The 24,707-nt window shown below is 55.5% G+C and carries 21 protein-coding genes; all 21 read left to right on the top strand.

The genetic code is table 11. The features are described 5' to 3' along the window. Positions 1-390 precede the first annotated feature (390 nt). The 21 genes from mnmG to A7K61_RS30835 all read left to right on the top strand — a co-directional run bounded on the left by mnmG (position 391) and on the right by A7K61_RS30835 (position 24,640). A complete protein-coding gene (mnmG, locus tag A7K61_RS03725; RefSeq protein ID WP_069556977.1) occupies positions 391-2,283 on the top strand; it encodes a tRNA uridine-5-carboxymethylaminomethyl(34) synthesis enzyme MnmG in 1,893 nt (630 codons plus the stop codon). Continuing rightward, a complete protein-coding gene (gene rsmG / locus A7K61_RS03720) occupies positions 2,280-2,924 on the top strand; it encodes a 16S rRNA (guanine(527)-N(7))-methyltransferase RsmG (RefSeq protein WP_044270133.1) in 645 nt (214 codons plus the stop codon). The genes mnmG and rsmG overlap by 4 nt, the downstream gene beginning before the upstream one ends. An 18-nt stretch (positions 2,925-2,942) precedes the next feature. Further along, on the top strand, positions 2,943-3,740 hold the full coding sequence (locus tag A7K61_RS03715) for a ParA family protein (RefSeq protein ID WP_069556944.1): 798 nt from the start codon (positions 2,943-2,945) through the stop codon (positions 3,738-3,740). A 9-nt stretch (positions 3,741-3,749) separates the two neighbouring features. After that, positions 3,750-4,622 carry a ParB/RepB/Spo0J family partition protein gene (locus A7K61_RS03710; RefSeq protein ID WP_003195890.1) on the top strand — a complete coding sequence of 291 codons (873 nt, stop codon included), beginning with the start codon at positions 3,750-3,752 and terminating at the stop codon, positions 4,620-4,622. Positions 4,623-4,770: 148 nt separating this feature from the next. Then, positions 4,771-5,178 carry a F0F1 ATP synthase subunit I gene (locus tag A7K61_RS03705; protein WP_010565865.1) on the top strand — a complete coding sequence of 136 codons (408 nt, stop codon included), beginning with the start codon at positions 4,771-4,773 and terminating at the stop codon, positions 5,176-5,178. A gap of 16 nt (positions 5,179-5,194) precedes the next feature. Further along, the gene (gene atpB / locus A7K61_RS03700) at positions 5,195-6,064 is read left to right on the top strand and encodes a F0F1 ATP synthase subunit A (RefSeq protein ID WP_003195886.1); all 870 of its coding nucleotides are present in this window, start codon (positions 5,195-5,197) and stop codon (positions 6,062-6,064) included. Positions 6,065-6,197: 133 nt separating this feature from the next. After that, positions 6,198-6,455: a F0F1 ATP synthase subunit C gene (gene atpE / locus A7K61_RS03695; RefSeq protein WP_002555987.1), complete on the top strand. Its 258-nt coding sequence runs from the start codon at positions 6,198-6,200 to the stop codon at positions 6,453-6,455. Positions 6,456-6,511: 56 nt separating this feature from the next. After that, positions 6,512-6,982, top strand: a complete 471-nt coding sequence (locus tag A7K61_RS03690; protein ID WP_003195835.1) for a F0F1 ATP synthase subunit B — start codon at positions 6,512-6,514, stop codon at positions 6,980-6,982. Between the two features lie 12 nt (positions 6,983-6,994). Then, positions 6,995-7,531 (top strand): F0F1 ATP synthase subunit delta, encoded by a 537-nt coding sequence (locus A7K61_RS03685; protein ID WP_003195833.1) that lies wholly within the window; start codon positions 6,995-6,997, stop codon positions 7,529-7,531. A 21-nt stretch (positions 7,532-7,552) separates the two neighbouring features. After that, positions 7,553-9,097, top strand: a complete 1,545-nt coding sequence (atpA, locus tag A7K61_RS03680) for a F0F1 ATP synthase subunit alpha (protein ID WP_003195831.1) — start codon at positions 7,553-7,555, stop codon at positions 9,095-9,097. Positions 9,098-9,147: 50 nt separating this feature from the next. Further along, positions 9,148-10,008 (top strand): F0F1 ATP synthase subunit gamma, encoded by an 861-nt coding sequence (atpG, locus tag A7K61_RS03675; RefSeq protein WP_003233565.1) that lies wholly within the window; start codon positions 9,148-9,150, stop codon positions 10,006-10,008. Positions 10,009-10,035: 27 nt separating this feature from the next. After that, entirely contained in the window at positions 10,036-11,412 is a 1,377-nt protein-coding gene (gene atpD / locus A7K61_RS03670) for a F0F1 ATP synthase subunit beta (RefSeq protein WP_003195827.1), read from the top strand. A 44-nt stretch (positions 11,413-11,456) separates the two neighbouring features. Next, the gene (locus A7K61_RS03665; protein WP_003177061.1) at positions 11,457-11,873 is read left to right on the top strand and encodes a F0F1 ATP synthase subunit epsilon; all 417 of its coding nucleotides are present in this window, start codon (positions 11,457-11,459) and stop codon (positions 11,871-11,873) included. 123 nt (positions 11,874-11,996) lie between these two features. Beyond that, entirely contained in the window at positions 11,997-13,364 is a 1,368-nt protein-coding gene (glmU, locus tag A7K61_RS03660; RefSeq protein ID WP_069556943.1) for a bifunctional UDP-N-acetylglucosamine diphosphorylase/glucosamine-1-phosphate N-acetyltransferase GlmU, read from the top strand. Between the two features lie 225 nt (positions 13,365-13,589). Next, on the top strand, positions 13,590-14,357 hold the full coding sequence (locus A7K61_RS03655) for a DeoR/GlpR family DNA-binding transcription regulator (RefSeq protein ID WP_069556942.1): 768 nt from the start codon (positions 13,590-13,592) through the stop codon (positions 14,355-14,357). A gap of 10 nt (positions 14,358-14,367) precedes the next feature. Continuing rightward, positions 14,368-16,200: a glutamine--fructose-6-phosphate transaminase (isomerizing) gene (gene glmS, locus A7K61_RS03650; RefSeq protein WP_032894388.1), complete on the top strand. Its 1,833-nt coding sequence runs from the start codon at positions 14,368-14,370 to the stop codon at positions 16,198-16,200. 285 nt (positions 16,201-16,485) lie between these two features. After that, on the top strand, positions 16,486-17,340 hold the full coding sequence (locus A7K61_RS03645; protein ID WP_045061250.1) for a TnsA endonuclease N-terminal domain-containing protein: 855 nt from the start codon (positions 16,486-16,488) through the stop codon (positions 17,338-17,340). Further along, entirely contained in the window at positions 17,337-19,505 is a 2,169-nt protein-coding gene (locus tag A7K61_RS03640) for a Mu transposase C-terminal domain-containing protein (protein ID WP_045061251.1), read from the top strand. Before A7K61_RS03645 ends, A7K61_RS03640 begins: the two co-directional genes overlap by 4 nt. Further along, positions 19,502-20,962: an ATP-binding protein gene (locus tag A7K61_RS03635; protein WP_019816907.1), complete on the top strand. Its 1,461-nt coding sequence runs from the start codon at positions 19,502-19,504 to the stop codon at positions 20,960-20,962. The genes A7K61_RS03640 and A7K61_RS03635 overlap by 4 nt, the downstream gene beginning before the upstream one ends. Positions 20,963-20,979: 17 nt before the next feature. After that, positions 20,980-22,647, top strand: a complete 1,668-nt coding sequence (locus A7K61_RS03630; protein WP_069556941.1) for a TnsD family Tn7-like transposition protein — start codon at positions 20,980-20,982, stop codon at positions 22,645-22,647. Between the two features lie 361 nt (positions 22,648-23,008). Then, positions 23,009-24,640, top strand: coding sequence for a TniQ family protein (locus A7K61_RS30835; protein WP_158080547.1), 1,632 nt, complete (start codon positions 23,009-23,011; stop codon positions 24,638-24,640). Positions 24,641-24,707 lie beyond the last annotated feature (67 nt).

Genomic DNA, 24,707 nt, shown 5'->3' with positions numbered 1-24,707 from the left:
CGCTCCTGAGCCCAGTTGATAACAAGGCCTGAAACCTGAGTAAAAACCCGTCTGTGGATAACCACCCGTTTAATCCACAGGCTTAAAGTACTTATCCAAGGGCCTCATTGGCAGATGATCACAGTGTTTTGAATCGCTGTACACATTGAAAATAAAGGGCTGTAGAGATCTATCCACAGAAAGGTCGCTCAGTATAAATAAACATAAAAACAAAGATTTAATAAATTTCTCTCTTTTAATTTCTATTGTCTGTGATTCATCCACAGCTGGTTAAATTTTGTGCAAAGGGTTCTTTAGGAAGGGCTAAGTCCCTATACTTGCCCGCAAAGCTCTAAAACCCTTTCAACAAACAATTCCTGATTACCTACATAAGCAGGCACGAGGTGCGTGGTGGATTTCCCTTCCCGTTTTGAAGTGATCGTCATCGGCGGCGGTCATGCCGGTACCGAGGCAGCACTGGCGTCAGCACGCATGGGCGTAAAAACCCTGTTGCTGACGCACAACGTGGAAACCCTCGGAGCCATGAGTTGCAACCCCGCGATTGGCGGGATTGGCAAAAGCCATCTGGTCAAGGAAATCGATGCCCTTGGCGGCGTGATGGCCATGGCCACCGACAAAGGTGGCATTCAGTTTCGTGTGCTCAACAGCCGCAAAGGCCCGGCCGTGCGTGCAACCCGTGCCCAGGCCGACCGTATCCTGTACAAGGCAGCGGTACGTGAAACCCTGGAAAACCAGCCGAACCTGTGGATATTTCAGCAAGCAGCCGATGACCTGATCGTCGAACAGGACCAGGTACGTGGTGTCGTCACTCAAATGGGCCTGCGTTTCTTCGCAGAATCCGTCGTACTGACCACCGGCACTTTCCTGGGTGGGCTTATCCACATCGGTATGCAGAATTATTCCGGTGGTCGCGCTGGCGATCCGCCGTCGATTGCTCTGGCAAAACGCCTGCGGGAATTGCCGTTGCGTGTCGGTCGCCTGAAAACCGGGACTCCGCCACGTATTGACGGGCGTTCCGTGGATTTTTCGGTGATGACCGAACAAGCCGGCGATACGCCGATTCCGGTCATGTCGTTCATGGGTTCCAAGGAACAGCATCCGAAACAGGTCAGTTGCTGGATCACCCACACCAATGCGCGTACCCACGAAATCATTGCCGCGAACCTTGATCGTTCGCCGATGTATTCCGGGGTGATCGAAGGCATTGGCCCGCGTTATTGCCCGTCGATCGAAGACAAGATCCACCGCTTTGCCGACAAGGAAAGCCACCAGGTCTTTATCGAGCCGGAAGGGTTGACCACCCACGAGCTGTATCCGAACGGAATTTCGACTTCGTTGCCGTTCGACGTGCAAATCCAGATCGTGCAATCGATTCGCGGTATGGAAAACGCGCACATTGTGCGTCCGGGCTACGCCATCGAGTACGACTACTTCGACCCGCGCGACTTGAAATACAGCCTGGAAACCAAAGTGATTGGCGGGCTGTTCTTCGCCGGCCAAATCAACGGCACCACCGGTTATGAAGAAGCCGGCGCCCAAGGTTTGCTGGCCGGGACCAACGCAGCATTGCGTGCACAGGGCAAAGACAGCTGGTGCCCGCGTCGCGATGAGGCCTACATCGGCGTATTGGTCGACGACCTGATTACCCTGGGTACCCAGGAACCGTACCGGATGTTCACATCTCGGGCGGAATACCGTCTGATCCTGCGCGAAGACAACGCCGACCTGCGCTTGACCGAAAAAGGTCGCGAGCTGGGCCTGGTCGATGACGCCCGCTGGGCGGCCTTCTGCACAAAACGCGAAAGCATTGCGCTCGAAGAACAGCGTCTGAAAAGTACCTGGGTTCGCCCGGGCACGGAGCAGGGCGACGCCATTGCAGAAAAATTCGGCACGCCGTTGACCCATGAGTACAACTTGCTCAACCTGCTTTCCCGTCCGGAAATCGACTACGCTGGTCTGGTCGAAGTGACTGGCCAGGGCGCAGAAGACCCCCAGGTTGCCGAACAGGTTGAAATCAAGACCAAATACGCAGGCTACATTGATCGCCAGCAGGACGAGATCGCCCGGCTGCGCGCCAGTGAAGACACCAAGCTGCCTGTGGATATCGACTACACCGGGATTTCCGGTTTGTCGAAAGAAATCCAAAGCAAGCTGGGGATAACTCGGCCGGAAACCCTCGGCCAGGCTTCACGTATCCCTGGCGTCACGCCGGCAGCGATCTCACTGTTGATGATTCATTTGAAAAAACGCGGCGCGGGCCGTCAGTTGGAGCAAAGCGCTTGAGTTCGTTGGTCACCTTGCAACACGCCGAAGAGTTATCCACAGGAGCGCGCCAGTTGGGCGTGGCCCTGACCGAAGCCCAGCATGAGTTACTGCTGGGCTATCTGGCCCTGTTGATCAAATGGAACAAGGCTTACAACCTGACCGCGGTACGTGATCCGGACGAGATGGTGTCGCGGCATTTGCTCGACAGCCTCAGCGTGATGCCGTTTATCGAAAACGGCCGCTGGCTCGACGTCGGCAGTGGCGGCGGCATGCCTGGCATTCCGTTGGCAATCCTGTTTCCCGAGTCCCACGTGACCTGCTTGGACAGCAACGGCAAGAAAACCCGCTTCCTGACCCAGGTCAAACTCGAACTCAAGCTGGATAACCTGCAAGTTATCCACAGTCGTGTCGAAGCGTTCACGCCTGAACTGCCTTTCAATGGGATCGTGTCCCGGGCGTTCAGCAGCATGGAGAACTTCAGCAACTGGACACGCCACCTGGGCGACCGTGATACCCGCTGGTTGGCAATGAAGGGCGTTCATCCAAGCGACGAGCTGTTAGCATTGCCGGCAGACTTCCACCTCGATAGCGAACACGCCTTGGCCGTACCTGGTTGCCAAGGCCAACGCCATCTGCTGATACTGCGCCGCACGGCATGATTGGGAACACAAGCAAGAATGGCTAAGGTATTCGCGATAGCGAACCAGAAAGGTGGCGTGGGTAAAACCACCACCTGTATCAACCTCGCAGCATCCCTGGTCGCGACCAAGCGTCGGGTGCTGCTGATCGATCTCGATCCACAGGGCAACGCCACCATGGGTAGCGGTGTGGATAAACACGGCCTGGAAAACTCGGTCTACGATTTGCTGATTGGCGAATGCGACCTGGCCCAGGCCATGCACTATTCCGAGCACGGCGGTTACCAACTGCTGCCGGCCAACCGCGATCTGACCGCGGCGGAAGTGGTGCTGCTGGAAATGCAGATGAAAGAAAGCCGTCTGCGCAGCGCCCTGGCGCCCATTCGCGACAACTACGATTACATTTTGATCGACTGCCCACCGTCGCTGTCGATGCTCACGCTTAACGCCCTGGTAGCCGCCGATGGGGTGATTATCCCCATGCAGTGCGAGTACTACGCGTTGGAAGGCCTGAGCGACCTTGTGGATAACATCAAGCGCATTGCCGAGTTGCTCAACCCGAAACTGCAGATCGAAGGCTTGTTGCGGACGATGTTCGACCCGCGCCTGAGCCTGATGAACGATGTGTCGGCGCAGCTCAAGGAACACTTCGGTGACCAGCTGTACGACACCGTGATTCCACGCAACATCCGCCTGGCCGAAGCGCCAAGCTATGGCATGCCCGCGCTGGCGTACGACAAATCCTCGCGTGGTGCCATTGCCTACCTGGCATTGGCTGGCGAGATGGTTCGCCGCCAACGCCGTAATTCACGCACCGCTGCAGCCCAGCCAATTTAAGGAACCCCCATGGCCGTCAAGAAACGAGGTCTCGGACGTGGACTGGATGCACTGTTGAGTGGTCCGACCGTCACATCGCTTGAAGAACAAGCGGTGCAGGCCGACGAGCGCGAGCTGCAGCACTTGCCGCTGGACTTGATCCAGCGCGGCAAATACCAGCCACGTCGGGACATGGACCCCCAGGCCCTGGAAGAACTGTCCAACTCGATCAAGGCCCAGGGCGTGATGCAGCCCATCGTGGTGCGCCCCATTGGCGGTGGCCGCTTTGAGATCATCGCCGGTGAGCGCCGCTGGCGTGCCAGCCAGCAGGCCGGCAAGGAAACTATCCCGGCGATGGTGCGCGATGTGCCGGATGAAACCGCGATCGCCATGGCGTTGATCGAGAATATCCAGCGTGAAGACCTCAACCCGATCGAAGAAGCGATTGCGTTGCAGCGTTTGCAGCAGGAATTCCAGCTCACCCAGCAGCAAGTGGCCGAGGCGGTGGGCAAGTCCCGCGTCACCGTGTCCAACTTGTTGCGTTTGATCGCGCTGCCGGAAGTGATCAAGACCATGTTGTCCCACGGCGACCTGGAAATGGGCCATGCCCGTGCGTTGCTCGGTTTGCCCGAAAATCAACAGGTTGAAGGGGCGCGACACGTTGTCGCACGAGGCCTGACCGTACGTCAGACTGAAGCGCTGGTGCGCCAATGGCTCAGCGGCAAACCTGCACCGGTCGAAACCGCCAAACCTGATCCGGATATCGCCCGACTCGAGCAGCGCCTGGCCGAGCGCCTGGGCTCTGCGGTGCAAATTCGTCACGGCAAGAAGGGCAAAGGGCAATTGGTCATCGGATATAACTCCCTTGACGAGCTTCAAGGCGTCCTTGCCCACATCCGCTGAAACATTTGCTTATGTAGCGCGTGATCGGAAATCACTACCCGACAGTTGAATAGGGGCTGAACCGCCCCTATACTCTGCGCGCATTTTGTCGGCACAAATTATGCCAAGTTATTGATTTCCGGCAGCCGACCATTGAGGAGCAAGAGTGATGGAAACCCGCACGCCAAACACGTTGCCGTTCCATCGCTTGGCTGTTTTTCCGGTTCTACTGGCTCAATTTGTCATTTTGCTGATCGCCGCATTGGCGCTTTGGTATTGGCATGGAGTCGTAGCCGGGTATTCAGGACTCTGCGGAGGCCTGATAGCCTTGCTGCCCAATATGTATTTTGCTCACAGGGCCTTTCGGTTTTCCGGCGCCCGAGCAGCCCAGGCTATCGTCCGGTCTTTTTATGCTGGCGAGGCGGGGAAACTGATTTTGACGGCAGTGCTGTTTGCACTGACCTTTGCAGGTGTGAAGCCATTGGCGCCGCTGGCTGTATTCGGCGTCTTCGTGTTGACCCAACTGGTCAGCTGGTTCGCTCCCCTGCTAATGAAAACAAGACTTTCGAAACCTTAGGGCGTTTGAGGCAACCATGGCAGAAACAACCGCTTCGGGCTATATCCAGCACCACTTGCAGAACCTGACCTTCGGTCAGCTTCCTAATGGCGGCTGGGGCTTTGCCCACACCGCAGCAGAAGCCAAAGAAATGGGTTTCTGGGCTTTCCACCTGGACACTCTGGGTTGGTCGGTCGCATTGGGTCTGATCTTCGTCCTGATTTTCCGCATGGCGGCAAAGAAGGCGACTTCCGGTCAGCCAGGTGCTTTGCAGAACTTCGTTGAAGTATTGGTCGAATTCGTCGATGGCAGCGTGAAAGACAGCTTCCATGGCCGTAGCCCGGTGATTGCACCGCTGGCACTGACCATCTTCGTGTGGGTGTTCCTGATGAACGCCGTCGACCTGATCCCGGTGGACTGGATTCCTCAGTTGGCCATGGCGATCTCCGGCGACCCGCACATTCCATTCCGCGCCGTATCCACCACTGACCCGAACGCCACACTGGGCATGGCTCTGTCGGTATTCGCGCTGATCATTTTCTACAGCATCAAGGTCAAGGGCATCGGCGGCTTCATCGGCGAACTGACCCTGCACCCGTTCGGCAGCAAGAACATCTTCGTTCAAGCCCTGCTGATCCCGGTGAACTTCCTGCTGGAATTCGTCACCCTGATCGCCAAGCCGATTTCCCTGGCTCTGCGACTGTTCGGCAACATGTATGCCGGCGAGCTGGTGTTCATTCTGATCGCTGTGATGTTTGGCAGCGGCCTGCTCTGGCTTAGCGGCCTGGGCGTAGTACTGCAGTGGGCGTGGGCTGTGTTCCACATCCTGATCATTACCCTGCAGGCCTTCATCTTCATGATGCTGACCATCGTCTACCTGTCGATGGCGCACGAAGAGAACCATTAAGACCAGTCTCGACTAGTCTGATGTCCTTCCCGGTCAAACGGGAAGGTGGCCCAACAGGGCTATGAAACGATTTGTTTTACCGCTTTAAAATCTAAAAAACCTAAACCATACGACGTAAAAGTCGGGAGGAAAGATGGAAACTGTAGTTGGTCTAACCGCTATCGCTGTTGCACTGTTGATCGGCCTGGGCGCCCTGGGTACTGCCATTGGTTTCGGCCTGCTGGGCGGCAAATTCCTGGAAGGCGCAGCGCGTCAGCCAGAAATGGTCCCAATGCTGCAAGTTAAAATGTTCATCGTCGCCGGCCTGCTCGACGCCGTGACCATGATCGGCGTTGGTATCGCACTGTTCTTCACCTTCGCGAACCCCTTCGTTGGTCAACTCGCTGGCTAATCACTCGACTTTTCGAGTGATTGGGGTGATGGACAACGAATGAGCGAGGTGTTGGCGTGAACATTAATGCAACCCTGATTGGCCAATCCGTTGCGTTCTTCATTTTTGTAGTGTTTTGCATGAAGTTCGTGTGGCCTCCGGTCATCGCGGCTTTGCACGAACGTCAGAAGAAGATCGCGGATGGTTTGGACGCTGCCAGCCGTGCAGCTCGCGACCTGGAGTTGGCCCACGAGAAAGTGGGTCAGCAACTGCGCGAAGCTAAAGCACAGGCAGCCGAGATCATTGAGCAAGCCAAGAAACGCGGTAACCAGATCGTCGAAGAGGCTGTTGAAAAAGCCCGCGTCGAAGCTGACCGTGTGAAGGCTTCGGCTCATGCCGAGATCGAACAGGAACTGAACGGTGTCAAAGACGCGCTGCGTGCCCAACTGGGTGCTCTGGCCGTTGGCGGTGCTGAGAAGATCCTCGGTGCCACAATCGATCAAAACGCGCACGCGGAGCTGGTTAACAAACTGGCTGCTGAAATTTAAGCGAGGGCGATCATGGCAGAACTGACCACGTTGGCCCGACCTTACGCTAAGGCAGCCTTCGAGCACGCCCAGGCCCACCAGCAACTGGCCTCTTGGTCAGCCATGCTCGGCCTGGCTGCAGCAGTGTCGCAAGACGACACCATGCAGCGCGTGCTCAAGGCCCCGCGCCTGACGAGCGCAGACAAGGCCGCCACTTTTATTGAAGTGTGCGGCGACAAGTTTGATGTGAAGGTGCAGAACTTCATCCACGTCATTGCCGAAAACGACCGTCTCCCGCTATTGCCGGAGATCGCCGCTCTGTTCGACCTGTACAAGGCCGAAGCAGAGAAATCGGTAGACGTTGAAGTGACCAGTGCTTTCGCATTGAACCAAGAACAGCAAGACAAACTCGCCAAGGTTCTCAGTGCACGACTCAATCGGGAAGTGCGCCTGCAAGCTTCGGAGGACGCATCGCTTATTGGTGGTGTTGTTATCCGTGCCGGCGACCTGGTTATCGATGGCTCGATTCGCGGCAAAATCGCGAAACTTGCCGAAGCATTGAAATCTTGAGTTTGAAGGGGCAGCAGAGCAATGCAGCAACTCAATCCTTCCGAAATAAGTGAAATTATCAAGGGCCGCATCGACAAGCTCGATGTGACCTCCCAAGCCCGTAACGAAGGCACTGTCGTCAGCGTATCTGACGGCATCGTGCGGATTCACGGTCTGGCCGACGTTATGTACGGCGAGATGATCGAGTTTCCGGGCGGCGTCTACGGTATGGCCCTCAACCTGGAGCAAGACTCCGTAGGTGCCGTTGTATTGGGCGCGTACACCAGTCTGGCTGAAGGCATGAGCGCCAAGTGCACAGGCCGCATCCTGGAAGTTCCGGTTGGTAAGGAACTGCTGGGTCGCGTTGTCGACGCACTGGGTAACCCTGTTGACGGTAAAGGTCCACTGGGCAACACCGAGACCGACGCGGTCGAGAAAGTTGCTCCAGGCGTGATCTGGCGTAAGTCGGTAGACCAGCCTGTACAGACTGGCTACAAGGCTGTCGATGCCATGATCCCAGTCGGCCGTGGCCAGCGTGAGCTGATCATCGGTGACCGTCAGATCGGTAAGACCGCTCTGGCGATCGACGCGATCATCAACCAGAAAGACAGCGGCATTTTCTGCGTCTACGTAGCCATCGGTCAGAAGCAATCGACCATCGCCAACGTGGTTCGCAAGCTGGAAGAAAACGGCGCCCTGGCCAACACGATCATCGTGGCTGCCAGTGCTTCGGAATCTCCTGCGCTGCAATTCCTGGCACCGTACTCCGGTTGCACCATGGGTGAATTCTTCCGCGACCGCGGTGAAGACGCGCTGATCGTTTATGACGATCTGTCCAAGCAAGCAGTGGCTTACCGCCAGATTTCCCTGCTGCTGCGCCGTCCACCAGGCCGTGAAGCTTACCCAGGCGACGTGTTCTATCTCCACTCCCGTCTGCTGGAGCGCGCATCCCGCGTTTCGGAAGAGTACGTAGAGAAGTTCACCAACGGCGCAGTGACCGGCAAAACCGGTTCCCTGACCGCACTGCCGATCATCGAAACCCAGGCTGGCGACGTTTCCGCGTTCGTTCCGACCAACGTGATTTCCATCACCGACGGTCAGATCTTCTTGGAATCGGCCATGTTCAACTCGGGCATCCGCCCTGCAGTGAACGCCGGTGTTTCGGTATCCCGTGTGGGTGGTGCCGCTCAGACCAAGATCATCAAGAAGCTCTCCGGTGGTATCCGTACCGCTCTGGCTCAGTACCGTGAACTGGCGGCATTCGCCCAGTTCGCTTCTGACCTGGACGAAGCGACCCGTAAGCAACTTGAGCATGGTCAGCGCGTTACCGAGCTGATGAAGCAGAAGCAATACGCCCCAATGTCGATCGCTGACATGGCGTTGTCGCTGTATGCCGCTGAGCGTGGGTTCCTGACCGACGTTGAAATCGCCAAGGTCGGCAGCTTTGAACAAGCGCTGATTGCTTACTTCAACCGCGATCACGCCGAATTGATGGCGAAGATCAACGTGAAGGGTGACTTCAATGACGATATCGACGCTGGCATGAAAGCCGGTATCGAGAAGTTCAAGGCCACCCAAACCTGGTAAGCCGCAGCGGGAGCCGCAAGGCTCCCGCTTGCTAACCTGATAGGTGTTACATGGCAGGCGCAAAAGAGATTCGCAGTAAGATTGCGAGCATCAAAAGCACGCAAAAAATTACCAGCGCCATGGAAAAAGTGGCGGTCAGCAAAATGCGCAAGGCACAAATGCGCATGGCTGCTAGCCGTCCTTATGCGGAGCGTATCCGCCAGGTAATTGGGCATCTGGCCAACGCCAACCCGGAATACCGCCACCCGTTCATGATCGACCGCGCAGTAAAGCGTGTGGGTTATGTGGTAGTGAGCAGTGACCGTGGTTTGTGCGGTGGTCTGAATACCAACCTGTTCAAGGCCCTGGTCAAGGACATGGCGGTAAACCGCGAAAACGGCGTCGAGATTGATCTGTGTGTTGTTGGTAGCAAGGGTGCGGCCTTTTTCCGCAACTTCGGCGGTAACGTCGTTGCAGCTATCAGCCACCTGGGTGAAGAGCCGTCGATCAATGATTTGATCGGCAGTGTGAAGGTGATGCTGGATGCGTACCTGGAAGGCCGGATTGACCGCCTGTCCGTGGTATCCAACAAGTTCATCAACACCATGACCCAGCAGCCAACCGTGGAGCAATTGATTCCACTGGTGGCGACCCCGGATCAGGAACTCAAGCACCACTGGGACTACCTCTACGAACCAGACGCCAAAGAGCTGCTTGACGGCTTGATGGTGCGCTACGTGGAGTCGCAGGTGTACCAGGCGGTGGTCGAGAACAACGCAGCTGAACAAGCGGCGCGGATGATCGCGATGAAAAACGCTACCGATAACGCCGGTGATCTGATCAGCGATTTGCAGCTGATCTACAACAAGGCGCGTCAGGCTGCGATCACCCAAGAGATCTCGGAAATCGTCGGCGGCGCTGCCGCGGTTTAACGGTTCAAATATTCAGAGGATCCAGCTATGAGTAGCGGACGTATCGTTCAAATCATCGGCGCCGTTATCGACGTGGAATTTCCACGCGACAGCGTACCGAGCATCTACAACGCGCTGAAAGTACAAGGCGCGGAAACTACCCTGGAAGTTCAGCAGCAGCTGGGCGACGGCGTAGTTCGTACCATTGCGATGGGTTCCACCGAAGGCTTGAAGCGCGGTCTGGACGTTGTCGACACTGGCGCTGCCATCTCCGTACCGGTCGGTAAAGCGACCCTGGGCCGGATCATGGACGTACTGGGCAACCCGATCGACGAAGCTGGCCCGATCGCCACCGAAGAGCGCTGGGGCATTCACCGCGCAGCACCTTCGTTCGCAGAACAAGCGGGCGGCAACGACCTGCTGGAAACCGGCATCAAGGTTATCGACCTGGTTTGCCCGTTCGCCAAAGGCGGTAAAGTCGGTCTGTTCGGTGGTGCCGGTGTAGGCAAGACCGTAAACATGATGGAACTGATCCGTAACATCGCCATCGAGCACAGCGGTTATTCCGTGTTCGCAGGTGTGGGTGAGCGTACTCGTGAGGGTAACGACTTCTACCACGAGATGAAGGACTCCAACGTTCTGGACAAAGTGGCATTGGTTTACGGTCAGATGAACGAGCCGCCGGGAAACCGTCTGCGCGTAGCCCTGACTGGCCTGACCATGGCCGAGAAGTTCCGTGACGAAGGTAACGACGTTCTGCTGTTCGTCGACAACATCTACCGTTACACCCTGGCCGGTACTGAAGTATCCGCACTGCTGGGCCGTATGCCTTCGGCAGTAGGTTACCAGCCGACCCTGGCTGAAGAGATGGGCGTTCTGCAAGAACGTATCACTTCGACCAAGGAAGGTTCGATCACCTCGATCCAAGCGGTATACGTACCTGCGGATGACTTGACCGACCCGTCGCCAGCCACCACCTTCGCCCACTTGGACGCCACCGTCGTTCTGTCCCGTGACATCGCTTCCCTGGGTATCTACCCAGCGGTCGATCCACTGGACTCGACTTCGCGCCAGCTGGACCCGAACGTGATCGGCCAGGAGCACTACGACACCGCTCGCGGCGTTCAGTACGTGCTGCAGCGTTACAAAGAACTGAAGGACATCATTGCGATCCTGGGTATGGACGAGCTGTCGGAAGCCGACAAGCAGTTGGTAAACCGTGCTCGTAAGATCCAGCGTTTCTTGTCGCAGCCGTTCTTCGTGGCTGAAGTCTTCACCGGTGCCTCGGGTAAATACGTTTCCCTGAAAGACACCATTGCTGGCTTCAAAGGCATCCTCAACGGTGACTACGACCACCTGCCAGAACAAGCGTTCTACATGGTCGGCGGCATCGAAGAAGCGATCGAGAAAGCCAAGAAACTGTAATCCTGGCGCCCGGAAACGGGCGCTCATCAGGTTGAGGCAATCAGATGGCTATGACAGTCCATTGCGATATCGTCAGCGCGGAAGGGGAAATTTTCTCCGGTCTGGTAGAAATGGTGATTGCACACGGCGAACTCGGTGACCTGGGTATTGCCATGGGCCACGCGCCGTTGATCACCAGCTTGAAGCCAGGTCCGATCACTCTGACCAAGCAAGGCGGGGAAAAGGAGGTGTTTTACATCTCCGGTGGTTTCCTCGAGGTTCAGCCGAACATGGTCAAGGTACTTGCCGACACCGTGCAACGTGCTGGCGACCTGGATGAAGCCTCCGCTCAGGAAGCCGTCAAGGCTGCCGAGAAGGCGCTGAACGAAAAAGGCGCAGACTTCGACTACAGCGCTGCTGCAGTCCGTCTGGCCGAGGCCGCAGCCCAGCTGCGTACTCTCCAGCAGATCCGCAAGAAGTAAGCGGCCACGCCGTTTTGCTTGATGCGTGATTGATTAAAAAGGGTAGCCTCGGCTACCCTTTTTCTTTTTTTGCAAAACACTTCTTTGGTCTGAACCCGGACCGCCCAGGATTGGTAGCCATTCATGTCTCTTGAAATCGTCATTCTCGCCGCAGGCCAGGGCACCCGCATGCGTTCTGCCCTGCCCAAGGTGCTGCACCCGGTCGCGGGCAACTCCATGCTGGGTCATGTTATCCACAGCGCCCGGCAGTTGGACCCACAGCGTATTCATGTGGTGATCGGCCACGGTGCAGACCTGGTTCGCGAGCGTCTGGCCGCGGACGATCTGAATTTCGTATTGCAAGACAAGCAACTGGGCACCGGCCACGCGACCGCGCAGGCTGTGCCTTTCATCACCGCAGATACCGTGTTGATCCTCTACGGCGATGTCCCGCTGATTGAGGTGGAAACCCTGCAACGCCTGCTCAAGCACGTGGTGCCTGGCCAGATGGGCCTGCTCACCGTTGAGCTGGATGACCCTACGGGTTACGGCCGCATTGTGCGCAACGCCGATGGCAAGGTCGCCGCGATCGTCGAGCACAAAGATGCCAGCGAAGCCCAGCGCGCGATTACTGAAGGCAACACCGGCATTCTCGCCGTGCCTGCCAACAAGCTCGCCGACTGGATGAGCCGTCTGTCCAACAACAATGCCCAGGGCGAGTACTACCTCACCGACGTCATCGAGATGGCCGTCAGCGATGGCCTGGTGGTCGCCACCGAGCATCCCCATCACCCGATGGAAGTGCAGGGCGCCAACGACCGCAAACAACTGGCAGAGCTGGAGCGCCATTATCAACTGCGCGAAGGCCTGCGCCTGATGGCCCAGGGTGTGACCCTGCGAGACCCCGCGCGTTTCGATGTACGTGGTGAAGTCACGGTGGGCCGCGACATCCTGATCGATATCAACGTGATCCTCGAAGGCCGCGTGATCATTGAAGACGGCGTAGTCATCGGCCCGAACTGCGTGATCAAGGACAGCACCTTGCGCAAAGGCGTGGTGGTCAAGGCCAACAGCCACATCGACGGTGCCGTGATGGGCGAGGGCAGCGATGCCGGGCCGTTTGCGCGCTTGCGTCCGGGTAGTGAGCTGGGGGCCAAAGCCCATGTGGGTAACTTTGTCGAACTGAAAAACGCTCAACTGAGCGAAGGCGCCAAAGTCGGCCACCTGACTTACCTGGGCGATGCCGTCATCGGCGCCCGCACCAACATCGGTGCCGGCACCATCACCTGCAACTACGACGGTGCCAACAAGTACCAGACCACCATTGGTGAAGACGTGTTCATCGGCTCCAATAACTCGCTGGTTGCTCCAGTGACCATTGGCGATGGTTCCAACACCGCCGCGGGCTCGACTATTAACCAGGATGTGGATAAGTCCCAACTGGCTGTTGCTCGTGCTCGCCAACGCAACATCGACGGCTGGAAACGCCCGGTCAAAATCAAAAAGAACTGAGTTATCCACAATATTTGAAATACTCGGTACCCAAGTGGGAGCGGGCTTGCTCGCGAATGCGCAATGTCAGTCACTGAAGGTGTGCCTGATACACCGCCTTCGCGAGCAAGCCCGCTCCCACATTTGATAGGTGGTGACTTAAAATTCGCTTCCAGTGCTTGACGATCTTTCGCCAATAGGTTTTGATTGCCTTCGTTATCTTTCGAAACGAAACTTATCACTACCATGTCGAAACGAAACACCCCCCAACGACGCCACAACATCCTGACCTTGCTCAACGAACAGGGCGAAGTCAGCGTGGACGAATTGGCCAAACATTTCGAAACTTCGGAAGTGACCATCCGCAAGGACCTTGCCGCCCTCGAAAGTAACGGCCTGCTCCTGCGTCGCTATGGCGGCGCAATCACCATGCCTCAAGAGCTGGTGGGCGACGCTGCTCAGCCGATCTCGGCCTACAAGCGCGCCATCGCCCGTGCGGCCGTGCAGCGTTTGCGTGAACATGCGCGCATCATCATCGACAGCGGCAGCACCACCGCCGCGATGATTCCCGAACTGGGCCATCAACCGGGCCTGGTGGTGATGACCAACTCCCTGAACGTAGCCCGCGCCTTGAGCGAACTGGAACATGAACTGGTGCTGTTGATGACCGGTGGTACCTGGGACCCGCATTCGGATTCGTTCCAGGGCCAGGTCGCCGAGCAGGTGCTGCGTTCCTACGACTTTGATCAGCTGTTCATCGGTGCCGATGGCATTGATCTGCAGCGCGGCACTACCACCTTCAACGAGCTGCTGGGCTTGAGCCGTGTGATGGCCGAGGTCGCCCGTGAAGTGGTGGTGATGGTCGAATCCGACAAGATCGGCCGCAAGATTCCCAACCTGGAACTGCCCTGGAGCAGCGTCCATACCCTTATTACCGATGATCGCCTGCCGCTCGAGGCCCGCGACCAGATCCAAGCCCGCGGCATTACGCTGATATGCGCGGCAATCATCTAGGAGAAGCACCATGTGTGGAATTGTTGGCGCAGTCGCCGAACGTAACGTTACTGCCATCCTGATCGAAGGCCTCAAGCGCCTCGAATACCGCGGCTATGACAGCGCCGGTGTGGCCGTCTTCACCAACGCCGGCAAGCTGGAGCGCATGCGCCGCCCGGGCAAGGTCAGCGAGTTGGACCAGGCCCTGGCCGGTGAGCCGCTGGTAGGGCGCTTAGGGATCGCCCACACCCGTTGGGCTACTCACGGTGCGCCGTGCGAGCGTAACGCCCACCCGCACTTTTCCGGCGACCTGGCGGTGGTGCACAACGGCATCATTGAAAACCACGAAGTGCTGCGTGAACAACTCAAGGGCCTGGGCTACGTCTTCACCTCGGACACCGACACCGAAGTGATCGCCCACCTGCTCAACCACAAGCTCAAGGACCACAGCGACCTGACCACCGCCCTCAAGGCCACGGTCAAAGAGCTGCACGGTGCCTACGGTTTGGCCGTGATCAGCGCCAGCCAGCCTGACCGCGTTGTGGCAGCCCGCAGCGGCAGCCCGCTGGTGATCGGCCTGGGCCTGGGTGAGAACTTCCTCGCCTCCGATCAACTGGCCCTGCGCCAGGTGACCGACCGCTTCATGTACCTGGAAGAAGGCGACATTGCCGACATCCGCCGTGAAAGCGTGCAGATCTGGGACGTGAACGGTCAGTCCGTCGAGCGCGAAGCCGTGCAATACCGCGATGGCGCCGAAGCCGCTGACAAAGGCGAGTTCCGCCACTTCATGCTCAAGGAAATCCACGAGCAGCCGTCCGTGGTACAGCGCACCCTGGAAGGTCGCCTGAGCCAGAACCAAGTACTGGTGAACGCGTTCGGCCCGCAAGCCGCCGAACTGTTCGCCAAAGTGCGCAACGTGCAGATCGTCGCCTGTGGCACCAGCTACCACGCCGGTATGGTGGCGCGTTACTGGTTGGAAGAACTGGCCGGCATCCCGTGCCAGGTCGAAGTCGCCAGCGAGTTCCGCTACCGCAAAGTGGTGGTGCAACCCGACACCCTGTTCGTGACCATTTCCCAGTCTGGTGAGACCGCCGACACCCTGGCCGCCCTGCGCAATGCCAAGGAACTGGGCTTCCTCGGCAGCCTGGCCATCTGCAACGTCAGCATCAGCTCCCTGGTGCGTGAATCCGACCTGACTCTGCTGACCCAGGCCGGTCGCGAAATCGGCGTAGCTTCCACCAAAGCCTTCACTACCCAACTGGTGGGCCTGTTGCTGCTGACCCTGTCCCTGGGCCAAGTGCGCGGCACCCTCGCTGAAGGTGTCGAAGCCACCCTGGTGGAAGAACTGCGCCGCCTGCCGACCCGCCTGGGCGAAGCCTTGGCCATGGACAGCACTGTGGAAAAAGTCGCCGAACTGTTCGCCGACAAGAACCACACCCTGTTCCTCGGCCGTGGTGCGCAATACCCGGTGGCGATGGAAGGCTCACTGAAACTCAAGGAAATCTCGTACATCCACGCCGAAGCCTACCCGGCCGGTGAGCTGAAGCACGGCCCGCTGGCCCTGGTGGACGACGACATGCCAGTGGTCACCGTGGCGCCGAACAACGAACTGCTGGAGAAGCTTAAATCCAACCTGCAGGAAGTACGCGCCCGTGGCGGCCAACTGATCGTCTTCGCTGATGAAAAGGCCGGCATGACCAACGGTGAAGGCACCCACGTCATCAACATGCCGCACATCCACGACACCCTGTCGCCGATCCTCTACACCATCCCGCTGCAATTGCTGTCGTACTATGTCGCCGTACTTAAGGGCACTGACGTTGACCAGCCGCGCAACCTGGCGAAGTCGGTGACGGTGGAGTAAGCCTTACCGATGTACCCAAAAGGGGCTGGTTTTGAACAATAAAGATTGACACAAAACAATAAAGTTTGACACTCATGAACATAGATTGACACAAGGCCCAAACCCCCGTATCTATGGGGGTTTTTCCTTTCCAGGCTTTCCCTTTGGTCTGGATTCATCGCTTCAACTCTCCGCGGGTGTAGTCTAGAAAACGCTTTGAAATATGGCCGCTACGGCGGTCATGTCCTTCTACGACTTTTTCTCGGCGTGAGGTGAAGCGGTCCGCATCGACTGAGGAGGCGTGGGTTGCGAGGTCGTAAGTTTGCATCACAGCAAGACATTGAACGGCATATTGCAAATGGATTTGGCGAAGGCGCCGGGGCAAGCTACGTGCCTTGGCTGCGGGTACAAGATGTCCCGTCGATAGGTCGTTCGCACAAGATCCAAGGTGTGAAGATCGAGAGGATTCATCACCTCCTGTCAGATCTCGAGCGTTCGTACTTCCTTGTGTGTGAATTTTCTGAAGACGTCGTGGATATACGGGAGCAATACCCTTTACTACCCACAGAGCGTGCGCAAGCGATAGCGTCGGCGATCGATGTACGCTATCCAAGATACCCTAGAACAACACTGCCTTATGTGATGACAACAGACTTCCTGTTAACTGTTAAGGACCCGAGCGGAAACTTCAAATCGGTAGCTAGGACGGTGAAGTATCGTTCCGATTTAATTGGCAATGGAAGTAAAAGAACGCTTGAAAAACTTGAAATTGAAAAGCGTTTTTGGGAAAGCCAAGGTGTTGATTGGAAAATCGTAACAGACGAGTTTTTTACACGAGATTTGATTAAAAATCTTGGACTAATCAGGAGGTACTCGAAGCTCTCTCGTGATTTAATGAAAGCGCCGTTGCATTCGAGTTTTATCGAGTGCCTTGTAAACAGCCGGGAATATTCGTGGACCTTGGCCACCTGTCTAAGAAAAATAGCATCACTTCTGTCCATTTCCTATATAGACGCTCAAGCAATTTTCTTTCATCTGGTTTGGAACAAGATACTGAAAATCGATTTGGTTAACACTCCTCTCCACCTTACTGGTCTAGTTCCTGGCTTCGAAGTTTCACCGGGCCCTGTCCAAGTATCGTTGAAGGAGAAATTATCATGACTGTTCTCGTTAATGACGTTTTCGAGCCTGTAACCGATCTGTCGGTCATTGCTACGATAGCCAGGCTCCTTTACCAGGATGAAACGCATGACTTAGCAGTTTTGATGGATCTAGCTGACCCACCCCGGCAGCCGTACGCGGTTGGTCTGGATGAGCTGCGTCGCTCGATAGCGTCTGGTCACACCAAACCAGCAGCCATCACCACGCCCGAGTTTATGCTTGTGCTTGAGGAACAGTTGGATGAGAGAGCCAAGCAAGGCCGGGACGAAAAGTGGGCCGTCATCGCCCCTCTATTAGATCCTGAATACCCGGGACAAATATTTGTACGAGGTGAGTTAGGCCGGCTTGTTAGCAGACGGGCGTCAGAGCTCGGAATCCAGCGGAAAACGATCTATCGGCTTCTTTACCGATATTGGTTTTATGGTCAAGTTCGCAACTCATTGCTTAATAATTATACGGCGGTAGGTGTTGCCGATAGAAAATATGATCCGAGCAGGCCACCAGGGCGAAAGCCTAAATTTCAAGGCGTTCTTACTTCGCCTTCCAAGATGCTCAGTGCAGTTGATAAACGATGCATCCGTGTTGGATATGCTCTTTATGTAAGAGATAAGAAATCATCTATTTCGAGCGCATATGACGAAATGTTGAGACGATTCTACTCTGTTCGAGACATCTCTAAAAACAGTGAAGAAGAGCTTCGTTTGTTGCCTGGTTCAGAACTCCCCAGCTTGAGGCAGTTCCAATATTGGGGACAGATTTTTTTCGACGAGATTGAAACCGAGCGTGGCCGTAAAGGGTTGAGGAGGTGGTTAAAGGATTGCCGTCCGCTTTCAGGTACCGTTCGAGATTGGCTGCGTGGACCCTGTCATCAGTTCGAAATCGACGCAACGATTGCCGATATTTATTTGGTCAACAGCTACTCTAGACGGATGCTCATTGGTCGGCCCGTTGTTTATATCGTAGTGGATAGTTTCTCCGGAATAATTGCTGGTCTCTATGTAGGATTGGAGGGCCCTAGTTGGAATGGGGCGAGACAAGCGCTGTTCAACGCGTTTACCTCCAAAGTCGAGTTCTGCGCTCAGAACGGCGTTGACATCAATGCAGATGATTGGAATTGTCACCACCTGCCCCACCAGATTTACGCCGACCGGGGAGAGATGCTGTCACTCGCAGCAGAGGGGTTATCCTCAGGGTTGGGAATTGAGATGGGCACTGCCCCACCTTATCGGCCTGATTGGAAGCCTATGGTAGAAAGTCGGTTTGGCATTTTGAATGATTTGACGGGTATCAGGTGGCTACCTGGCGGGGTAGCTGCGCGGGACAAAGAGCGCGGCGAGCGAGATTACCGGCTCGATGCCACGCTGAACCTCAAAGAGTTCACCCAAATCCTCATCAATTGCGTGCTCCACTATAACCGTCACCATCGACAGCCTGACCGACTGACTCAAGCGATGATGAATGACGGCGTAGAACCTACGCCTAACGGTATATGGAATTGGGCCTGCGACAACGACCTGATCGAATCCAACAAACGTCCCGACGAGCTGGTTTATCTCCACCTTTTACCGCGTGAGCGCGCGACCGTTCAAAAGGGCGGAGTGATGTTTCGCGGCATGCACTACGTGTGTGATATGGCCATAGAGAAAGATTGGTTTGCCAAGGCTCGCAAAGGGGGCGTTTGGTCAATAGAGTGTTGGTTCGATCCGAACTCTGCGGCACACATTTGGATTCAAGGAGAGGCCAAGCAGTTTATCCGTTGTGATCTTCGACGATCGGATGCCGGTTACGCGAATTATCGCTCGGACGAGATTTTTGATCTGCTCGAAGCCTATCGCCAAAAACCGCCTACTCGCCGTCGAGCTGAGCTGGAAAGCCGTGTGCAGCTTAGCGATCAGGTCCACCAGATCATCAGTCACGCGCTCGCAGAACGAAAACAGGAACCTGCTCCGCCTACTAAGGCAGAGGCCACTGGAAACATCCGCGAGAACCGCGCAGAAGAACGTCTCCGCGAGCGTGAAAATGCGGTTGTTCCTGAAGGCGTCAGGGTGGAGCCAGCTTCACTTCAATCTGAAACGACACAGAAAGCGCATGATTCATATGCCGGTGAGCGCACCGCTCAGGTTATCGATTTGCTCAAAAGAATTCGGCCAGGACAGGCAAAATGAAAGGTGCACAGACGTTTGCCAATTACGTCAGACAGGACATTAGTGAGTATGCGGGTAACCCGCTTATCGAAGCTTTGCCTCCGATATTGTCGGAGGCGGCGGCTGTTGAACTGATTTCGAACTTTCCTCAGCCGGTGGATCCGAAAGAGCTGACGCTCGAAGGAGCCACTCGAATTCACTGTATCGACAGGCTGAGAACCGTCGTACAGCCGTTCTTGCTACATCTGGAACTGGAGGCCCTGTTCTCACTGCTCATCCGTCGAGGGTATGTCGGGCGTAACCCGATGTCGCCCGCTACCGTCCGGCATTTGCATTCTTTATCGGGAGCTCAGCGTTACCACGATGCGTTCAAGTCCACTGCAGAAACGTTTACGGTCGTCGGCCTGAGCGGCATTGGCAAGTCAACGGCACTCCACGCCATCTTGAGCCTTTATCCACAGACAATCCGTCATGAGCGCTATGAGGGAAAGCAGTTTGTTCATACCCAAATCACATGGCTGAAGCTTGACTGCCCTCGGGATGGATCGCTGGCTGGATTTTGCCAGCAGTTTTTTTATGCGGTTGGAGACGCTCTAGGAGACAAGGACTACCACAAGCGCTACCGGCATCGAAACATCAATGATGCGCTGCAACAGATGGAGCAGGTGGCCAGCACGTTTTTCATCGGCGCCTTGTTGATCGACGAGCTGCAAAACCTCCACCTGGCGAAAACCGGTGGTAAGGAGAGCATGCTGAATTTTTTCCTGCACTTGGTAAACAACATCGGTATCCCGGTGGTTTTCAGTGGCACGAACTCGACGATTAGCCTGTTCTCAGAAGCCATGCGGACTGCCCGCCGAGTTTGTGGTGCTGGTACGCTCGAATTCAAACGATTCGAAAAGGATGATGAGGAGTGGCGGTTGTTGGTCGAAAATCTCTGGAGCTATCAGTGGTGCAAACAGACGGCTGAGCTGACCGACGAGATTTTTGACACGCTGTATGAGCACACTCAAGGCGTCACGGATTTCCTGGTCAAGCTGCTGGTATTGAGTCAGCGTTATGCGGTCCAGAGTGGCTCGGAGTGTTTGACTGCCGAGATCCTGGTGAAGGTAAGCAACTCAAAAATGCAGATTCTAAAGCCAGCCCTTTCAGCTCTGCGTAGCCGTGATCCGAAGCGGATGCGACAGTTTGACGATTTGCTGCCGATTGAGGATCAGCTGAGCGAAATGATGGTTTTCGATGGATTGGCACGAGAGGATCGCCTCACCTTGCTTCGAAGCGTTGTATCCCGTGAGAAGCCGGTAGACCCATCTCCGACCATTTTTGCGAAAGATCACCCATCGCCGATTGCTACTGCTGTGGAAAACTCAGAGGCTAAAGCGCTTAGCGAACATGACGCTCCCCTCGACGCTCTGCGCGCTGCGGGCTGGCTCAACGAGGACCTGTTTGAGTTCTCACCGATGTATCACAAAGCGTGAGTCGGAGGGGGGGTGAAGTGCAACTTAAACTCCATTTCTTCCCCGCCGCGTTTCCCGACGAGACGCTGCACAGCGTGATTTCTCGTTATGCCCGTCTTTGCGGTGTTCGTAATTGCCAAGCAGCATTTGCCGGACTGAAATCGGCGGCAGCATTTTCGCAAAATGTGGCATTCCCAAGTCATTTAGGGGAGTTTGTCGACGCGCTACCCAGCGGTACCGAGCTATCGATAGCCGAGGTCCTCATGCGTCACACGCTATTACCCTACTATGCGCCGTTTTTGAGTATGAGCCAGGTAGAACACGCTCGGACGCTGATGACTGCCGATGGGAAGGGCTTGATGTTGAAGCTGGGCGTCAACGCGAGCCGTATTGGATTCGCCTCCCGAGTGCGGTTATGCCCAGAATGTATCGCCCAAGATCAGGCCCAACGGGGAGTTGCTTACTGGCACAGGGTCCACATGCTTCCAGGCGTGCTGGTATGTCCGCATCACGGCACGTCACTTAGGATCCTTGATCCTCGCTGGTCCAGCCGTAGCTCTCGACAACTCAATCTGCCGAGTGATGAGAATGTGCAAGCACACACGGTACTTCTCGATACCCCGTTGCTGCGCATGCCGCCGCTTCACGAAATAGCGTTGCGATCACTTCAGGTCATCGAGTCTGAAGTCAGTGCTTTGTCGGCGGAGGCGGTGCGCTACACGCTTTTACAAAGGGCAACGCAGCTTAACCTTGCCTCTGATAACCATCGCTTGCACCTGCACATGCTGGCGCAGCACATGGCCGATTTTTTTGCTGCACTCCCGCGAGAATGGGAATTTTCTATACTCGGAGAAGTTCGTGCAGGTACACCCGCCTCATGGGTCATGAAGCTGCTTCGTACGCCAATAACCTCCCACCATCCGCTCAAATACATTTTATTGGCCGGTGCTCTGGGCATTGACATGGTGAGCTTGCTGCATGGTCAACGCCCAATGAAACAGGCGGTGGCGTGTGGTCCGAAAGCTCACATTCGACTTCACACGCGCCTTTCTCCGGTGATGCCTGGTGAAGGCCTGGACTGTTCGTCAGCCGCTGTGTGGAAACATGCTCTTGAGGGAGCTGATGCCAAAAAGATCGCTGCCGTTCTAGGCGTTTCATTGGCGTATGTCTATCGTCACATCCGAAATGTAGCCGGCGGGCAAGGTGCTTGGAGGGAGGCACGATTTCACATTGAGCTATGCGCAAGACGCGCGGCTTTCGAGGCTGATTATCGCTTTTACAAAGCACATGCATGCAGGGGGTATGCGTGGCTGTATCGCCACGATAGGCAGTGGCTTTCGGAGTCAACTGTAAACCCAAGCCCCCATCGTACGCCCCGTCTAAATAGCGCCGAAATGTTCGCTGCCCTCGATGCGAGACTGGCCGAAGAAGTCCGTCAGTGTGCTGAAGCGCTTTATGCTCTTGCGGGTAAGCCTGTCCGCATCTCGCGTACCAGAATTGGCCGGGAGCTTCATGTTCTGTCTCGCTTCGAAAAGCAGCTCTGCAAGCTTCCTCTCTGTGCAGCAATGCTCGACAAAGTATGTGAATCAATCGAAGGCTTTCACGATAGGCGTCTGCGATGGGCTAGACGCAAATTGCTCTCGGAGGGCAAGCCTGTATCACGTTCTTCGCTCTACCGGGTCGCGAGCATTCGGCCCACGCTGTAATCCAGCCCGCCATTCCCTCCATCTAAAAAACGTTCTGAATTAATTCACCGTGAACACATTGTTTTTCTGTTAATGAAAATTTGCACCTTCCAGAATAGGTCCGGAATACGCATGATCACGATCAGCAAGTAAAATGTACTAACCTGCGAGCAATCGCCATGGGCTGACCTACGCGGGTTATCGATACGTGTGTTGTATTCAAGGAGTACGGTCGCGGCAGGGTTTAAATGAATTCACTACGATTCAAAGTTGAGCGGCTGTGTCATTTCCAAATCCAGGCCGGATACAGAATTTTACGGGTTGCATATATACTGCCCTCGGATGCACGTTCTCTTCGAGCCCTACCTTTAATCGGTAAATGATGTCTGATCTATTATTTTTCCCCGTATCGATGCCGGATGAAATGCTGCACTCTCGTGTCACCCGCTATCACTATCTGTCAGGCAATAGAACCGCGACAGAAACCTACCGCGATTTGTTCGCATCGAAACCCTTTTGCATTGGTGGCATCGTACCCAAGCAGATCGAGAGGCTCGCCCACAGGCTGCCGGGGCAATCGGAGAGCAATCTCGCAGAGCTGATCAGTAGCAACACGACTTTTCCTGCTTACCGACCTTTTCTTGGGGTTAAGCAGGGTCCGGAGAACAACGTAGGACCGCTCGGTTATGACGGGGTGGTACGGGTGCCCCGCAGAGAAGAGTCCACCCATGGCAAGGCTAAGCTTTGTCCTACCTGCGTTCAGGAGGATTTGATTGATCGGGGTTCTGCCTACTGGCATCGATCTCACCAGATACCCGGTGTTGCCGTCTGTTGGCGTCATGGCGACGCATTGATCCATGCCTGCCCCGAGTGCTCTCGCCCGTTCTACCGAAAATTGAAGCTACTTCCCAATCTGACTGAGCCATGCGCGTGCGGCTGGAGCCCCTTAAACAGCGCAGCGACTCACAAGGGCTCAAATCTGGAACAGAAAGTCGCCCTGTTCGCACACGATATCTTGCAACGCAATATTCCTCCGATAGGCAGTACGGTATTAAGTTCGTGCTACGTCCGCCAATGCAAGAAACGCGGATTCATTTTCGGAAAAAATGCGGGTATCGCAAAACTATTCGACAGCATCCAAAGCGCTTACGGCGATGAGCTTTTGTCGCAGATTGATCCAGCCTATAACACCGGGAAGCATGAGCAATGGATCCGGCTCAAATCAGACAAAGGTCAGCTAAATATGCCGCTCGCGCGGCATTTGATCATTGCTCTTCATTTGTTTTCCAGTGCAGATGACTTTGAAGAGGCTCTGAAGAATGAGTCTATCCTGCTGAGTGCCTCTATTTCTCCGCGAGTTCCCAAAGGCGAAGAATCGCATCCTAACCAAAAAACTAGATATCGCCAAAAAATTGAGTTGCTTTTAGCGCTACGTGCCGACGCCGATGTCGAGTACCTCTGGAAGAAAGCGTACAAACCTACGCAATGGATTCTAGAAAATGATAACGCATGGTTAATGGCAAAACTCCGTGCACCTAAAAAAGTTGCAGTTACGGCCGAGAAGTCTGTCGACTCTAGAGACGGCGCGTATGCAGCCCTTATCGAAGCGGGCGTAGATGAGCTATACAAAGTTACGAAAGATCCGAAGAGAGTGAACATTCGGAATTTGCAATCGCTGCTCCCAAGTTCGTTACCTCATGAACTGGATCTGCGCAAGCAGAAGTTTCCCCTTACTTATCAACAGATCAAGATTCATCAAGAGTCAGTATGGCATTTCCGTCTAAGAACTTTGGTGTGGACTGTCTCTGAACTCATCAGGATGAAGCTCCCGGTGAATTACTCGACGGTAAGATTGACCTCAGCGGTAGCAAGCAAGGTTTTCCTGGTTTTTTCCAGTTTCTTCGAGTGGGATCTGGAAAGCTTGGCAAGAACCGGAGTCGACGCGGAGGCCTTGCTCAGATCTACCGGCGTATCGAGGAATTGGGAGGGACCACCGGTTCCAATAAGCTTTTGAGGGCATCTGTATTCCGTCAGCGTCTGCCAACCTCAGGTGATAATAAAAATCCCATCTGGCTCCTAAG

The organism is Pseudomonas sp. AP42 (genome assembly GCF_001728935.1).
Lineage (GTDB): Bacteria > Pseudomonadota > Gammaproteobacteria > Pseudomonadales > Pseudomonadaceae > Aquipseudomonas > Aquipseudomonas lactis.
The sequence above is the reverse complement of the archived record's forward strand: the minus strand, read 5'-3'. Positions and strand labels throughout refer to the sequence as shown.